The 15,151-nt window shown below is 68.1% G+C and carries 15 protein-coding genes; 9 read left to right on the forward strand and 6 right to left on the reverse strand.

Going from position 1 to position 15,151, the window contains the following annotated elements; genetic code table 11:
- The first annotated feature begins 7 nt into the window (after positions 1 to 7).
- Genes AB3347_RS13195 through AB3347_RS13220 form a run of 6 tightly spaced genes read left to right on the forward strand, consistent with a single transcriptional unit; the run spans position 8 to position 4,405 of the window.
- Positions 8 to 691: an SPOR domain-containing protein gene (locus AB3347_RS13195; protein WP_369092260.1), complete on the forward strand. Its 684-nt coding sequence runs from the start codon at positions 8 to 10 to the stop codon at positions 689 to 691.
- A gap of 24 nt (positions 692 to 715) precedes the next feature.
- Positions 716 to 1,378, forward strand: a complete 663-nt coding sequence (locus AB3347_RS13200; RefSeq protein WP_369092261.1) for a thiol:disulfide interchange protein DsbA/DsbL — start codon at positions 716 to 718, stop codon at positions 1,376 to 1,378.
- Complete coding sequence (locus AB3347_RS13205) at positions 1,375 to 2,169, forward strand: SDR family oxidoreductase (protein ID WP_369092262.1); 795 nt, start codon at positions 1,375 to 1,377, stop codon at positions 2,167 to 2,169. Before AB3347_RS13200 ends, AB3347_RS13205 begins: the two co-directional genes overlap by 4 nt.
- Complete coding sequence (locus tag AB3347_RS13210) at positions 2,166 to 2,930, forward strand: biotin--[acetyl-CoA-carboxylase] ligase (RefSeq protein ID WP_369092263.1); 765 nt, start codon at positions 2,166 to 2,168, stop codon at positions 2,928 to 2,930. Before AB3347_RS13205 ends, AB3347_RS13210 begins: the two co-directional genes overlap by 4 nt.
- A 13-nt stretch (positions 2,931 to 2,943) precedes the next feature.
- On the forward strand, positions 2,944 to 3,666 hold the full coding sequence (locus AB3347_RS13215) for a type III pantothenate kinase (RefSeq protein ID WP_369092306.1): 723 nt from the start codon (positions 2,944 to 2,946) through the stop codon (positions 3,664 to 3,666).
- Between the two features lie 16 nt (positions 3,667 to 3,682).
- Positions 3,683 to 4,405 (forward strand): SPOR domain-containing protein, encoded by a 723-nt coding sequence (locus AB3347_RS13220; RefSeq protein ID WP_369092264.1) that lies wholly within the window; start codon positions 3,683 to 3,685, stop codon positions 4,403 to 4,405.
- Positions 4,406 to 4,493: 88 nt separating this feature from the next.
- On the opposite strand, the gene AB3347_RS13225 is transcribed toward AB3347_RS13220, so the two are convergent.
- The 6 genes from AB3347_RS13225 to AB3347_RS13250 all read right to left on the reverse strand — a co-directional run bounded on the left by AB3347_RS13225 (position 4,494) and on the right by AB3347_RS13250 (position 11,495).
- Positions 4,494 to 5,519, reverse strand: a complete 1,026-nt coding sequence (locus AB3347_RS13225; protein WP_369092265.1) for a septal ring lytic transglycosylase RlpA family protein — start codon at positions 5,517 to 5,519, stop codon at positions 4,494 to 4,496.
- 17 nt (positions 5,520 to 5,536) lie between these two features.
- Positions 5,537 to 6,652 carry a rod shape-determining protein RodA gene (gene rodA / locus AB3347_RS13230; RefSeq protein WP_369092266.1) on the reverse strand — a complete coding sequence of 372 codons (1,116 nt, stop codon included), beginning with the start codon at positions 6,650 to 6,652 and terminating at the stop codon, positions 5,537 to 5,539.
- Between the two features lie 3 nt (positions 6,653 to 6,655).
- A complete protein-coding gene (mrdA, locus tag AB3347_RS13235) occupies positions 6,656 to 8,647 on the reverse strand; it encodes a penicillin-binding protein 2 (protein WP_369092267.1) in 1,992 nt (663 codons plus the stop codon).
- Between the two features lie 28 nt (positions 8,648 to 8,675).
- Positions 8,676 to 9,194, reverse strand: a complete 519-nt coding sequence (gene mreD, locus AB3347_RS13240; RefSeq protein ID WP_369092268.1) for a rod shape-determining protein MreD — start codon at positions 9,192 to 9,194, stop codon at positions 8,676 to 8,678.
- Complete coding sequence (gene mreC, locus AB3347_RS13245) at positions 9,184 to 10,302, reverse strand: rod shape-determining protein MreC (protein ID WP_369092269.1); 1,119 nt, start codon at positions 10,300 to 10,302, stop codon at positions 9,184 to 9,186. Before mreC ends, mreD begins: the two co-directional genes overlap by 11 nt.
- 149 nt (positions 10,303 to 10,451) lie before the next feature.
- Positions 10,452 to 11,495 (reverse strand): rod shape-determining protein, encoded by a 1,044-nt coding sequence (locus tag AB3347_RS13250; RefSeq protein ID WP_027865858.1) that lies wholly within the window; start codon positions 11,493 to 11,495, stop codon positions 10,452 to 10,454.
- 323 nt (positions 11,496 to 11,818) lie between these two features.
- Between AB3347_RS13250 and gatC the strand changes: the two genes are divergently transcribed.
- Genes gatC through gatB form a run of 3 tightly spaced genes read left to right on the forward strand, consistent with a single transcriptional unit; the run spans position 11,819 to position 15,132 of the window.
- The gene (gene gatC, locus AB3347_RS13255; protein ID WP_027865859.1) at positions 11,819 to 12,118 is read left to right on the forward strand and encodes an Asp-tRNA(Asn)/Glu-tRNA(Gln) amidotransferase subunit GatC; all 300 of its coding nucleotides are present in this window, start codon (positions 11,819 to 11,821) and stop codon (positions 12,116 to 12,118) included.
- Positions 12,119 to 12,163: 45 nt separating this feature from the next.
- A complete protein-coding gene (gatA, locus tag AB3347_RS13260; protein WP_369092270.1) occupies positions 12,164 to 13,639 on the forward strand; it encodes an Asp-tRNA(Asn)/Glu-tRNA(Gln) amidotransferase subunit GatA in 1,476 nt (491 codons plus the stop codon).
- A 32-nt stretch (positions 13,640 to 13,671) separates the two neighbouring features.
- A complete protein-coding gene (gene gatB / locus AB3347_RS13265; protein WP_369092271.1) occupies positions 13,672 to 15,132 on the forward strand; it encodes an Asp-tRNA(Asn)/Glu-tRNA(Gln) amidotransferase subunit GatB in 1,461 nt (486 codons plus the stop codon).
- Positions 15,133 to 15,151 lie beyond the last annotated feature (19 nt).

The raw sequence follows: 15,151 nt of genomic DNA on the forward strand, positions 1-15,151 counted from the left end.
TCGCAACATGACCGCCATCCGACATTTTTCCCCGCTGCGCCAGCGCGGCAGCACCCTGACCGGCATCATCATCGGCCTGATCATCGGCCTGGGGATCGCGGTGGTGGTCGCGCTCGTGATCACCAAGGGCCAGTCGCCCTTCACCGACCGTTCCAACAAGATGGGCCGCCCGGCCGACCTGGCGCCGAGCCAGGCGAGCGACCCGAACAAGCCGCTGTACGGCAACCGCGAGGCGGCGCGCGAAGCGAACCGCCAGATCGCCGAACGCGCCAGCCGCCCGGCGCCTGCTGCGGCGCCTGCCGAACCGGCCGATCCGCTCGGCCAGGCCATCGCCGGCATGCAGGCCCAGCAGGCTCCGGCAGCGGCGCCGGCCGCCCCGGCCCAGCCGGCGGCGCCCGTGAACACGGCCGCGCCAAGCCCGTCGACGGCTGCCCCGGCCCCGGCAGGCGGCGACGGGTACATCTATTACCTGCAGGCCGGCGCCTTCCGTGAGATGTCCGACGCCGAGAACACCCGCGCCAAACTGGCCCTGCTCGGCTTTGAAGCCACGATCACCGACCGCAGCACCGACAGCGGCGTGCTGCACCGCGTGCGCGTCGGTCCCTACAGCGGACCGGAAGCCATGAACAAGGCGCGCGCCAAGCTGCTCGACAGCGGCATCGACGTCGCCATCGTCCGTAACCAGCGCTGACCCGTTTCGCCACCGAGGACCCGCATGAATCCGCTTCGCCGCCTGAGCTGTTGCGCCGCCCTGCTCGCCCTGTCCGGCATCGTCTCGGCCGCGCCGGCATCCCCTAAAGAGGGCGCGGAGTACCAGACCCTGCCGGAAGCCCAGCCCACCGACGGCGGACGCAGGATCGAGGTGCTGGAGTTCTTTGCCTATTACTGCCCGCACTGCTACGCCTTCGAGCCGCAGCTGGCGGAATGGGTGAAAAAACAGGGCGACAACGTGGTGTTCCGCCGCGTGCACGTGCCGCGCGGCCCGCAGGTGGCGGCGCAGCAGCGCCTGTTCTTCACGCTCGAGTCGCTCGGCCTGCTGGAGCAGTACCACGGCAAGGTCTTCCAGGCGATGCACGTCGAGCGCCTGCCGCTGGCCCAGGACGAACAGGTGTTCGACTGGGCCAGCCGCGCCGGCATCGACCGCGCGCGCTTCATCGACGCCTACCGCTCCTTCGGGGTGCAGGCCAAGCTGCGCCGCGCGCAGGCCATGATGGAATCCTACCGCATCACCCACTGGCCGATGATCGCCGTCGATGGCCGCTTCCTGACCTCGCCCGGCATGCTGTCCGAAGCCGGCACGCCGGGCGAAGCCGCGCTGGCCGGCACCCTGCAGGTGATGGACGCACTGGTCGCGCGGGCGAAAGCGGACAAGAAATGAATCTTTCCCCGGGCCGCGCGGACCGGGTGTTCATCACCGGCGCATCGAGCGGCATCGGCGCGGCGCTGGCGCGCGAATACGCGGCGCGCGGCGCCTGCCTCGGCCTGCTGGCGCGCCGCCGCGCCCTGCTGGAAGAACTCGTCGCCGGCCTGCCCCATCCCGAACGGCACCGCATCTATGCGGTCGACGTGCTCGATCGCGACGCGCTCGCCGGCGCCGCCGCCGATTTCATCGCCGCCAAGGGCGGCGCCGACATCGTCATCGCCTGCGCCGGCATCTCGCACGGCACGCTCACCGAACGCCCCGGCGACCTGCCGGTGTTCGACGCCGTGTTCGCCACCAACGTGAACGCCACCGTGTCCACCTTCGCGCCCTTCATCGCCACGATGAAAGCCCAGCAGGGCCCGCGCCGCCTGGTGGGCATCGGCAGCGTGGCGGGCGTGCGCGGCATGCGCGGCGCCGGCGCCTACTGCGCCTCCAAGGCCGCCGTGCACAGCTACTGCGAATCGCTGCGCCTGGAGCTGCGCGGCACCGGCATCAAGGTGGTGACCATCGCCCCCGGCTACATCGACACACCCATGACCCGCAACAACCGTTTTCCCATGCCTTTCCTGATGCCCGCCGAGCGCTTTGCCGCCCAGGCGGCGGATGCCATCGCGCGCGGCGCGCGCTACCGCGTGCTGCCCTGGCAGATGGGCCTTGTCGCCAAGCTGCTGCGCCTGCTGCCCAACGCCCTGTTCGACCTCGCGTTCGCGCGCGCGCCCACCAAACGCCGCCAGGGGGAAGCATGAACGCCGCCAATATCGCATCGCTGTCCCACGCCGGCGTGGCGGTGGAAGTGGTGCCGCAGACCGGCTCGACCAACGCCGACCTGCTGGCGCGCGCCCCGCAGCTGCTGGAGCCGGTGCTGCTGGTCGCCGAACATCAAACCGCCGGCCGCGGCCGTGCCGGCCGCAGCTGGCTGTCTTCCAGCGAGAATTCGCTGACCTTTTCGCTGGCCTGGAAATTCGACGGCGGCCCGCAGGCGCTTTCCGGCCTGCCGCTGGCGGTCGGCGTGGCGCTGGGCGAGGCGCTGGGCCGGCTGGGCGTGCAGGTCCAGCTCAAGTGGCCGAACGACGTGCTCAAGGACGGCGACAAGCTGGCCGGGATCCTGGTCGAGACCCAGTCCGCGCCAGCGGGCGGCATCTGGGCCGTGATCGGCATCGGCCTGAACCTGGTCATGCCCGACGAGGTGGAAGCGCAACTGGGCCGCAGCGCCGCCGGCGCGCCCTGGCTGGCGCGCATGGAGCGCGACGTGCTGGTGGCCACCCTGCTCGACGCGCTGGCCGACGCGCTGCGCCTGTTCGCGCGCCAGGGCTTCGCCGTCTTCAGCGCGCGCTGGAACCTGCTGCACGCCTGGCAGGGCCGCAGCGTCGTCATCCTCGACAACGGCCAGGTGCTGCAGGAAGGCCTGGCTGCCGGCGTCGACGATACCGGCCGGCTGCTGCTCGATACGGCGCACGGGCGTACGACGGTGCTGGCGGGCGACGTCTCGCTGCGTCTCGGTGAGTGACAAGGGAATGAACATGCTGCTGCTGGTCGACGCGGGCAATACCCGCATCAAGTGGGCGATCGCCGCGCCGGGCGCGGCCCTGGGCGAATGGACGCTGCATGACGCGGTCTCGCACGCCGGTCTCGACGGCGCAGCCGGCGCCTGGCGCCGGGCCGGCGTGGCGCGCGCCATCGTCTCGAACGTGGCCGGCACCGACCTGCGCGAGCGCATCGCCCAGGCCCTGCCCGAAGGCGTGCAGGTCGAATGGTTCGCCTCGACCCCGGCACGCGCCGGCCTGCGCAACGGCTACCGCAACCCGGGCCAGCTGGGCTGCGACCGCTTCGCCGCCGCCATCGGCGCGCGCGCGCTGGCGCCCGGCCGCAACCTGGTCGTGGCCACCTGCGGCACCGCCACCACGGTCGACGCCATCAGCGCCGACGGCCGCTTCATCGGCGGCATGATCCTGCCCGGCCTGGCCCTGATGGCCGGTTCGCTGGCCCGCAACACCGCCCAGCTGCCGCAGGTGACGCCGGGCGCCGCCCCGCCTCCCCTGTTCGGCGACAACACCGACGATGCGATCGTCTCGGGCGTGCTGTCGGCCCAGGCCGGCGCGATCGAGCGCGCCTGCATCGCCCACGGGGCCAGCGAGTGCATCGTGTCGGGCGGCGCGGCGCCGTATATCGCCCCGGTCCTCAAGTTCGCGCACCGCGTGGTCGATAACATCGTGCTGGTCGGCCTGCACGCGGCGGCCGCCTGAAGAACGGAGAACCACCTTGTTGAAATTCGTATTCTGGTCACTGCTGGCGCTGAACGCCGCGCTGTTCGCCTACGCCCAGGGCTACCTCGGCAAGCTCGATGCCGGCGAACGCGAGCCGCAGCGCCTGAAGAACCAGCTGGCCGCCGAGCGCATGGTGATGCTCAGCGCCGCGCAAGCGCGCGAGGCCGCCGAAATCTCCGCCCAGCCGGCCCCTGCGCAAGCGGCGCCGGCGGAGCCCGCCCCGCCGGCCGAGGCGCCGGCGCCGGCGATCGAGACCATCGCCTGCACCCAGGCCGGCAGCTTCGCGGCCGCCGATGCGCGCCGCTTCGAGACCCGCGTCGCGCGCCTCGGCCTGGACCGGCGCGTCTCCCGCATCAACGTGCCCTTCCAGGAGGTCACCAGCCACCTGGTCTACCTGCCGCCCAATGGCGGCAAGGAAGGCGCGGAACGCCGCGTGGCCGAGCTGAAGGAAAAAGGCGTGCAGAACTTCTTCGTGATGCAGGGCGAGTCGCCGCTCAAGTGGGCGGTGTCGCTGGGCGTGTTCAAGAACGAAGCAGCGGCGCAGAGCCTGGCCACGGCGCTGGGCAAACAGGGCGTGCGCGGCGTGCGCGTGCTGCCGCGCGGGCCGCAGGGCTCGCGTGCGGCCTGGCAGTTCCGCGATCTGACGCCGGACGAACGCAAGCGCGTGGCCGGCATTGCCGACGATTTCGCGGGCGCGCAGCTGCGTCCGTGCCAGTAAGATCGCATCGGTGCCGCACCGGCGCGTTCATGCACAGTTACCGGCCCAGGCGCAGGCCGGGCCTGTCCGCTGAAGCGCGTCCAGCCGCTCAGCGCTTGACGACGATCGGCTTCAGTCCGAACGAGGACGGCACCGCGCGGGCCGCCGCCGCGGCATCTTCGCGGCTCTCGAACGGGCCGGCATACAGGCGGTTGACCGAACCGGCCTTGATCACTTCCAGCTTGCCGACTTCGACGCCGGCGTCGATCAGGCGGGCGCTCATGGCCTCGGCGGTGCCGGCGCGGCCGTAGGCGCCCAGCTGCACGTAGAAGCTCCCGCGCGGCACCAGCTTCGGTACGACAGCAGGCGCGACCTCGGCCAGCGCCGCGCTGTCGGTACGGACCCGATCTTCCAGCATCAGCGCCGCGATCTCCGGCGGCGCCGACTGCGCTTCGGAGGTGGCGCTGCGGCGCTCCGAGGCCATGCGGATCGGGTCGTCCGGGAACAGGCGCTCGATCTCGACTTCGTGGCTGCCCTTGCCCAGCAGGCCGAGTTTCAGGGCCGCGGTGTACGAGACGTCGATGATGCGGCTGGCGTGGAACGGGCCGCGGTCGTTGATGCGCACCACGATCGACTTGCCGGTTTCGACGCTGGTGATGCGCGCATAGGACGGGATCGGCAGCGTCGGATGCGCCGCCGTCATCTTGTACATGTCGTAGAGTTCGCCGGACGAGGTCTTCTGGCCGTGGAACTTGACCCCATACCAGCTGGCCACGCCGCGCTGGACGAAGGGGTCCTGGTGCAGGATCGGGGTATAGGTCTGGCCGAACACCGAATACGGACGGTTGGCCCACTTGGCATAGGGTTCGGCCTTGACCACGGCGTCGGGCAGGTCCATCAGGCCGGGCGGCGGGTTCAGGCCGGGGCCGTCGTCCTTGTAGTAGCCGCCGCGCCCGGAACCGGCGGGCGGCAGCTTGGGCGCGTCCCCATGTTTTGCCACCGGATGCTTCCAGGGCAGCGGGATCAGGCTCTTGCGCTCGCCCTTGGTGTCTGTGGTGCTGCAACCGCTTGCCAGGGTTGCCAGTGCAATGACCGCGATGATGGTCGTAGCAAGTTGTTTTCTTGGAACGGCCATGCGCGGTCCTTGTTAAATTACGTCTGCACTAGTTTACGATGTCTTTGAATACTCATCAATATACCAGCGCCGAGCCCGAGCGTAATGAACGCAGTTCCGCCATAGCTCATGAAAGGTAGCGGAACTCCGACCACCGGCAAGATTCCGCTCACCATGCCCATATTGACAAACGCATAAGTGAAGAAAATCATGGTGATCGCGCCGGCCAGCAGGCGGGTAAAGGTGTTCGGTGCATTTGCTGCAATCATGAGCCCGCGTGCAATGAGCATCAGGTAGACGAACAGCAGGAAGCAGTTGCCGATCAGCCCGAATTCTTCCGAATACACGGCGAACACGAAGTCGGTGGTCTGCTCGGGCACGAATTCCAGCGCGCCCTGGGTGCCCTGGGCGTAGCCTTTGCCCATCAGGCCGCCGGAACCGATGGCGATCTCGGACTGGATGATGTGGAAGCCCTTGCCGAGCGGGTCGGAGGTCGGGTCGATCAGGGTCATCACGCGCTCGCGCTGGTAGTCGTGCATCATCGACCAGCCCACCGGCAGCGCGCAAGCGCCGGCCACCACCAGGCCCGCCAGCGCCTTCCACGGCAGGCCGGCCAGGAAGATCACGTAGAAGCCGGAAGCGCCGACCATCAGCGCGGTGCCCAGGTCGGGCTGCCTGGCGACCAGCACGAAGGGAACCAGCAGCAGCACCCCCGCCACCAGGAAGTTCTTCCAGTTGGCGGCGTTCGCGCGCTGCTGGAAGTACCAGGCCAGCATCAGCGGTGTCGCGATCTTGAGGATTTCGGAAGGCTGGATGTCGACACCGACGTGCAGCCAGCGCCGCGCGCCCTTCTTGATGATGCCGAACAGCGCCACCGCGATCAGCAGCGTGACCCCGATCGTGTAGATCGGCACCGCGAGCCGCATCAGGGTCTGGGGCGGCACGTTGGCGGCGATCCACATGATGGCGAAGGCCAGCATGAAGTTGCGGATCTGGTGCTCGACGCGGTCCGGGAATTCCGCGCCGGCCGAGGTCATGGTGATCACGCTGGTCATCATCAGGATGAACAGCACCAGGCCGAGCGGCCAGTCGAACACCGTGAAATACGGACGCAGGCGGCGCCGCAGCGAGCGGCGTTCTGGGATGTGCGCCATGGCTTATTCCTTTCGAGTGGCTGGGACCGCCGCGGCGGCCGCCTGGACGACCGGCGCCGGCGCCGGCGCGACCGCCGGCGTTGCCGGCGCGGTTTTCGGCGCGGCGGCCGGCTTCGCGCCGTCCTTCGGCGTGGGCGGCGCCGGGCGCTTGCCCAGCAGGTAGTAGTCCATTGCCTTGCGCGCGATCGGGGCCGCAAAGGAGGCGCCGAAGCCGACGTTCTCCACGATCAGGGCCAGCGCGATCTTCGGATTGTCGGCGGGCGCAAAAGCGACGTACAGCGCGTTGTCGCGGTGGCGTTCGTCGATGGCATTGGCGTTGTACTTCTGGCCCTTCAGGCCGATCACCTGCGCGGTGCCGGTCTTGCCGGCCGCGATGTAGCCGGCGCCGGCAAAGGCGCGGCGGCCGGTGCCGGCCGGGTCCTGGGTCACGCCCACCATGGTGTGCTTGATGAAGTCGACGTTCTCCTGCTTGAGCGGGATGCGCCGGGTTTCCTTGGGCACGGTGAGCGTGCGCTGCTTGGTGGCGCCGTCCTCGATCATCTTGACCAGGTGCGGCTTCATCACCACGCCGTTGTTGGCCAGGGTCGAGACCGCGTGCGCCAGCTGGATCATGCTGTAGTTGTTGAAGCCCTGCCCGATCGAGATCGAGATGGTGTCGCCGCCCAGCCACTTCTGGGTCGCGCGGGTCTTGAAGCGGCGCGCCTTCCATTCCTTGGACGGCAGCACCCCGACCTTCTCGTGCTCGAGGTCGATGCCGGTCGGGTGGCCGAAGCCGAACTGGCCCATGAAGCTCGAAATATTGTCGATGCCCATCTCGTTGCCGAGCTGGTAGTAATAGGTATCGCAGGATTCCACCACCGACTTGTACATGTCGACGTAGCCGTGGCCGCCCGGCTTGTCGTCGTTGAAGCGGTGCCCGCCCAGCGTGAAGAAGCCGGGATCGCGGATGCCGTCGGAGGGCTTGCGGAAACCCATCTCGAGAGCCGCCAGCGCCATGAAGGGCTTGAAGGTGGAGCCGGGCGGATAGGTGCCCGACAACGGACGGTTCATCAGCGGACGGTCGAGCGAGGTGTTCAGCTCGTTCCAGCTCTGGGTGTCGATGCCGTCCACGAACAGGTTGGGGTCGAAGCCGGGGCGCGACACGTAGGCCAGCACGTCGCCCGTGCTCGGTTCGATCGCCACCAGCGCGCCGCGGTTCTCGCCGAAGGCTTCCTCGATCACCTTCTGCAGCTCGATGTCGATCGACAGGATCAGGTTGCTGCCGGGGACCGGCGGGGTGCGCGACAGGGTGCGGATGGCGCGCCCGCCGGCGGTGCGCTCGACCTGCTCGTAGCCGGTGGTGCCGTGCAGGTAGCTCTCGTATTTCTTTTCGACGCCTTCCTTGCCGATATGCTCGGTGCCGTTGTAGTTCGCGTCCATGCCGTCTTCCTCGAGCTGCGCCGCTTCCTTCTGGTTGATGCGCCCGATGTAGCCGATCACGTGCGACGCGGTCTCGCCCAGCGGGTACTGGCGGAACAGGCGCGCCTGCACGTCCACGCCCGGGAAGCGGAAGCGCTGCGCGGTGAAGCGCGCCACCTCGTCGTCGCTCAGGCGGGTGCGCAGCGGCACGCTGGCGAAGCTGCGCGACTCTTCCATCAGGCGCTTGAAGCGGCGCCGGTCGCGCGGCTCGATGCTGACCAGCTTGGCCAGCTCGTCGATGACGGAATCGAGGTTGGCCTGCAGCTTGGACGGCGTGATCTCGAGCGTATACGCGGAATAGTTACGCGCCAGGACCACGCCATTGCGGTCCACGATCAGGCCGCGGTTGGGCACGATCGGCACCAGTGCGATGCGGTTGCCCTCGGCCTGCGATGCGAACTGGTCGTGGCGCAGCACCTGCAGCCACACGAAGCGCGCCACCAGCAGGCCGAAGCAGATGAAGACGAGCGCCACCATGGCCGTGAGGCGCATGCGGAACTGGTGGATCTCGCGGTCGTTGTCCTTGAACTCGGTCACGGCAGGTGTTTCTGGAAAAAAGCGGGCATCAGATCGGGCGGGTGTGGTCGCGGTCGACGGCGCGGCGCTGCGGCGCCAGCAGCAGCCAGGTGATCACCGGCCACAGGGCGACGGCAACGACGCTCTCGGCGAAGTACAGCACGCCGGGAAAACGGCCCGAGGCGGTGAAGTGAACGAAGAACTGCACCGCCTGCGCCAGCAGCAGCAGCGGGAACACGTGCATGGCCTGGGTCATCACGCGGAACCACAGCACGCGGCGGTGGATCATGATGGCCAGGTAGGACAGCAGCGTGTAGGCGAGCGCATTTTCGCCCAGCAGGCTGGCGTCGTGCACGTCCATCAGCAGGCCCATGACGAAGGCCACGCCGATGCCGACCTTGCGCGGCTGGTGGATGCCCCAGAACACCAGCACCAGCGCGACGAAGTCGGGCGCGCCCACCCAGCGGCCCAGCGGCAGCAGGTTGAGCATGAAGGCGCACACCAGGCTGAAGGTGATGAACAACGGGCTGACGGGCAGCAGGATGTAATGCGGGCGGTTACCGGGCATCGGTCGTGGCTCCCTGTTGGACGACGGCGGGTGCGCCACCGTTGTTCTGCACGGCCGGCGCGGCGGGACGCGGCTGGGCCGGCAGCCCGCCGATGCCGCCGATGCCGCCGATGCCGTTGGCCGGCGCGGCGGCCGTGCCCTGCGCCGTCGGCGGCGCCTGCGGCGGCAGCGGCTTCGGCGCCAGCGGCGGCGGCGGCACCGGCGCCATGTCCGGCAGCTTGCGGCGCGCGGTAGTGGCCGGCGCCTGCGCCTGCACCGGCGGTTTCGGCGGCAGGTTCGACTGCGACATGATGATCAGCAGCTGGCGGTTGCGGTCGATCCCGCCCAGCGGCTGGCCGACCACGCGGCCGAAGGTGCCGCCGGCCACGCTTTCGACCTGCACCACCTTGGCCACCGCCAGGCCGGCCGGGTACATGCCGTCCAGGCCCGAGGTCACCAGCACGTCGCCGACCTGGATGTCGGCGTTGGCCACCACGAAGCGCAGGTCGAGCAGTCCGGACTGGCCGCGACCGTAGGCGATGCTGCGCAGGCCGCTACGCAGCACCTGCACGGGAATCGCCTGGTCCTTGTCGGTCAGGAGCGTGACTTCGGAAGTAAAGGGGAACACGCGCGTGACCTGCCCCACCACGCCGGCATGGTCGATCACCGGCAGGCCGGGCACCACCTGGTCGCGCGAGCCGCGGTCGATCACGATGCGGCGGGTCGAGGGGTCGCGGGCGTCGTACAGGATCTCGGTCATCCGGGCCTGGACCGGCAGGTGGGTGCGCGCGTCCATCAGGCGCCGCAGCTGGGCGTTCTCGGCCATCTGGAGCTGGGCCTGCTGCAGGATCGTCGCCTGCGCCAGCTGCTGGGTCTTGAGCTCGCGGACTTCCTTCTGCAGCGCGGAAATCGACGAGAAGTAGCCGGCCATGTTGCCGAGCGCCTCGCGCGGCATCAGGGCGGCCATCTGCAGGGGGTAGAGGAAGGTGGCGGCGACCTGGCGCACCGCGCCCAGGGTGTGGTAGCGGGCGTCGACGACCAGCAGCAGCACCGAGATCAGGGCGAAGACGATCGCCTTGACCCGGGCCGGGGCGCCCTGTTTGAAAAGCGGCGGAGGACTGTATTCCATGTCCTGGTTGGCGTCCTGTTGGTGTGCTTGTTTAGAAGCGGCTTTCGCGCGCTGCGCGGGCCGCCAACGTCAACGCGGGCAGAGGCGCGCGCTCGCTTGCGCACGCCCTGCCCGCCCGTGACATCGGCCGCACCGACCTCGATGCGCTCTTATTCGTAGGAGAAGATCGAACCCAGCTTGTCCATGCGCTCGAGCGCCATGCCCGAACCGCGCACCACGCAGGTCAGCGGGTCTTCGGCCACCAGCACCGGCAGGCCGGTCTCTTCCATCAGCAGGCGGTCCAGGTCGCGCAGCAGCGCGCCGCCGCCGGTCAGCATCATGCCCTTTTCGGCGATGTCGGCGCCGAGTTCCGGCGGGGCCTGTTCCAGCCCGTTCTTCACGGCCGAGACGATGTTGTTGAGCGGATCGGTGAGGGCTTCCAGGATCTCGTTCGACGAGATCGTGAAGGAACGCGGGATGCCTTCGGACAGGTTGCGGCCCTTGACTTCCATTTCCTTGACTTCCGAGCCCGGGAAGGCCGAGCCGATGGCTTTCTTGATCGCTTCGGCGGTCTGCTCGCCGATCAGCATGCCGTAGTTGCGGCGGATGTAGTTGACGATGGCTTCGTCGAACTTGTCGCCGCCCACGCGCACCGAACCCTTGTAGACCATGCCGCCCAGCGAGATGATGCCCACCTCGGTGGTGCCGCCGCCGATATCGACCACCATCGAGCCGGTGGCGTCCGAGACCGGCAGGCCGGCGCCGATCGCGGCCGCCATCGGCTCTTCGATCAGGTAGACCTGGGAGGCGCCGGCGCCAAGCGCCGATTCGCGGATCGCGCGACGCTCGACCTGGGTCGAGCCGCAGGGCACGCAGATGATGATGCGCGGCGACGGACGGAAGAATTTCGAGTCGTGCACCATGCGGATGAACTGCTTGAGCATCTGCTCGGTGACGGTGAAGTCGGCGATCACGCCGTCCTTCATCGGGCGGATGGCCTCTATGTTGCCCGGCACCTTGCCCAGCATTTGCTTGGCTTCCTTGCCGACCGCCTGGATCGTTTTCTTGCCGTTGGGACCGCCCTCCTGGCGGATCGCGACGACCGACGGCTCGTCCAGGACGATGCCCAGGCCGCGCACGTAGATCAGGGTGTTGGCGGTACCGAGGTCGATCGCCAGGTCGTTCGAGAAGTAGCTGCGTAAAGAACCAAACATGTGTGTCCTGATGGCGCGTGAAGTCGCGCGTGAAGATTGATCGGGATATCCTCGCCGCGCGATGCAGGGCACGGGGCCTGTGCAGCGCGGTCTTTCTTGCGGCGGGCCTGGCTTTCAGCCCGACAGCGCATTAGCCCGCCATTCTACCTTATAATTTGTCGATTAAATGCTGAAAACGGGTGGATTTACCCCCCAATTCCGCAGCGAGATCGACGGTGTTTCCAAGGTTTTATCGGACGTAGCACGCCGTTGGCTGACCGCTTGCCAACTTTCGTTATTAGCCCAACCACATTTTGCACGCGGCCCGCGCCGCGCCCCTTGCCATGTCCCTGACACTTTCAGACGTAAAACGCATCGCCAACCTGGCCCAGCTCGAGATGGACGAAGCCCACGCGGAAACCGCGCTGGCGGAGCTGAACGGCATCTTCGCACTGGCCGAGCAGATGCAGGCGGTGGACACGACCGGTGTTGCGCCCTTGTCGCAACCGCTCGCGAGCATCATGGCGCTGCCGCTGCGCCTGCGCGACGACGTCGTCACCGAAGAGAACCGCCGCGAGGATTACCAGGCGCCGGCGCCGAAGGCCCAGGACGGCCTGTACCTGGTGCCGAAGGTCATCGAGTAAGTCGGACCACTTCGCACGCAACGCTTTCCAAGAATCGACACGCACATGCACAACAAGACCATCAAAGAGCTGTCCGCGCTCCTGCAATCGAAGCAGGTATCGAGCGTCGAACTGACCCGCCACTACCTCGACCGCATCGACGCCAGCAGCCATAACGCCTTCCTGCACGTGGACCGCGAGCGCACCCTGGCGCAGGCGGCAAGCGCCGACGCCCGTATCGCCGACGGCAGCGCCGGCCCGCTGACCGGGGTGCCGATCGCGCACAAGGACATTTTCGTCACCCGTGGCTGGCGCACCACAGCCGGCTCGAAGATGCTGGCCAATTATGCAAGCCCGTTCGATGCGACCGTGGTCGAGCGCTTCAGCCGCGCCGGCATGGTCACGCTGGGCAAGGTCAACCTCGACGAATTCGCGATGGGCTCGGCCAACGAGAACTCGGCCTTCGGCGCGGTGAAGAATCCCTGGGATCCGCTGGCGGTGCCGGGCGGCTCCTCGGGCGGCTCGGCCGCCGCCATCGCCGCGCGCCTGGCGCCGGCCGCCACCGCGACCGACACCGGCGGCTCGATCCGCCAGCCGGCCGCCTTCTGCGGCGTCACCGGCATCAAGCCGACCTACGGCCGCGTGTCGCGCTTCGGCATGATCGCCTTCGCCTCCTCGCTCGACCAGGGCGGCCCGATCGCCCAGACCGCCGAGGACTGCGCCCTGCTGCTCAACGAGATGATCGGCTTCGATGAGCGCGATTCGACCAGCCTGACGGTCGAGCAAGGCAACGTGGCGGAAGACTACACCCGCGACCTGAACCAGCCCCTGACCGGGCTGCGCATCGGCGTGCCGACGGAATACTTCGGCGAAGGCTTGGCAAGCGACGTGGAAGCCGCGGTGCGCGGCGCGCTGGACCAGTTCGTCAAGCTGGGCGCTACCCTGGTGGAGATTTCGCTGCCGAAGACCGCGCTGTCGATCCCGACCTACTACATCATCGCCCCGGCCGAGGCCTCGTCGAACCTGTCGCGCTTCGACGGCGTGCGCTACGGCCACCGCGCTGCCGAGTACAAGGATCTGCAAGACATGTACCGCAAAACCCGCGCCGAAGGCTTCGGCCGCGAGGTCCAGCGCCGCATCATGGTCGGCACCTATGTGCTGTGCCACGGCTACTACGACGCCTACTACGTGCAGGCCCAGAAGATCCGCCGCCTGATCGCGGACGACTTCCAGGCCGCGTTCGCCGACAAGTGCGACGTGATCATGGGCCCGGTCGCCCCGACGGTGGCCTGGGACCTGGGCGCCAAGTCGAACGACCCGGTGGCGAACTACCTGGCCGACATCTACACCCTCTCGACCAGCCTGGCGGGACTGCCGGGCATGTCGATCCCGGTCGGTTTCGGCGCAGGCGACAAGAACGGCAAGCGTCCGGTCGGCCTGCAGATCATCGGCAACTACTTCAACGAGGCCAAGCTGCTGAACATCGCGCACCAGTACCAGCAGGTCACCGACTGGCATACCCGCGCGCCTGAAGGCGTCTGATCCCGGACCGATAGAACAAAGAGAGAACACATATGCAATGGGAAGTCGTCATCGGTCTTGAGAACCACGTGCAGCTCACGACCAACTCGAAAATCTTCAGCGGCAGCTCGATCCGCTTCGGCGCCGAGCCGAACACCCAGGCCAGCCCGGTCGACCTGGCGCTGCCGGGCGTGCTGCCGGTGCTGAACCGCGGCGCGGTCGAACGCGCGATCCGCTTCGGCCTGGCCGTGGGCGCGAAGATCGCGCCGCAGTCGGTGTTCGCCCGCAAGAACTACTTTTATCCGGACCTGCCGAAGGGCTACCAGATCAGCCAGTTCGAGGATCCGGTGGTCCAGGGCGGCACCATCAGCTTCGCCTACGAGAAGGACGGCAAGCTGGAGACCAAGACCGTCAACCTGACCCGGGCCCACCTGGAAGAAGACGCCGGCAAATCGCTGCACGAGGACTATGCCGGCATGAGCGGCATCGACCTGAACCGCGCCGGCACCCCGCTGCTCGAGATCGTGTCCGAGCCGGAGATGCGCAGCGCCGCCGAAGCGGTGGCCTACGCCAAGGCCCTGCACTCGCTGGTGGTGTGGCTGGGCGTCTGCGACGGCAACATGCAGGAAGGCTCCTTCCGCTGCGACGTCAACGTCTCGGTGCGCCCGGTCGGCCAGAAGGAATTCGGCACCCGCTGCGAGATCAAGAACCTGAACTCCTTCCGCTTCATGGAAGAAGCGATCCACTACGAAGTGCGGCGCCAGATCGAGCTGATCGAAGACGGCGGCAAGGTGATCCAGGCGACCCGCCTGTGGGACCCGGACAAGAAGGAAACCCGCTCCATGCGCACCAAGGAAGACGCGCAGGACTACCGCTACTTCCCGGATCCGGACCTGCCGCCGCTGGTCATCGGCCAGGACTGGATCGAGCGCGTTCGCGGCGACATGCCCGAGCTGCCGGGCGCCCTGCGCGCACGCTTCACCGGCGACTACGGCCTGCCGGAATACGACAGCCTGGTGCTGACTTCCTCCAAGGCGATGGCGACCTATTACGAAGCCGTGGTGCTTGCGGCCGGCAAGGAGAACGCGAAAGCCGCCGCCAACTGGATGATGGGCGACGTCTCCTCGACCCTGAACCGCGAAGGCGTGGAACTCGAGCAGTCGCCGGTGTCCGCCGCCCAGCTGGCCCTGCTGCTCAAGCGCATCGCCGACGGCACCATCTCGAACAAGGCCGGCAAGGAAGTGTTCGCCGCCATGTGGGAAGCCAGGTCCGCTGATGAAAACCTGGCCGATACCGTGATCGAGCAGAAGGGCCTGAAGCAGATCTCCGACACCGGCGCGCTGGAAGCGATCGTCGACGAGGTGCTGGCCGCCAACGCCAAGTCGGTCGAGCAATACCGCGCCGGCAAGGAAGCCGCGATCAACGCCCTGATCGGCCAGACCATGAAGGCCTCGAAGGGCAAGGCCAATCCGGCCCAGGTGACCGAGCTGCTGAAGAAGAAGCTGGCGGGCTGACCGGTCCTTGGTACGGCAC

Source organism: Massilia sp. X63 (assembly GCF_041023745.1).
Taxonomy (GTDB): domain Bacteria; phylum Pseudomonadota; class Gammaproteobacteria; order Burkholderiales; family Burkholderiaceae_D; genus Telluria.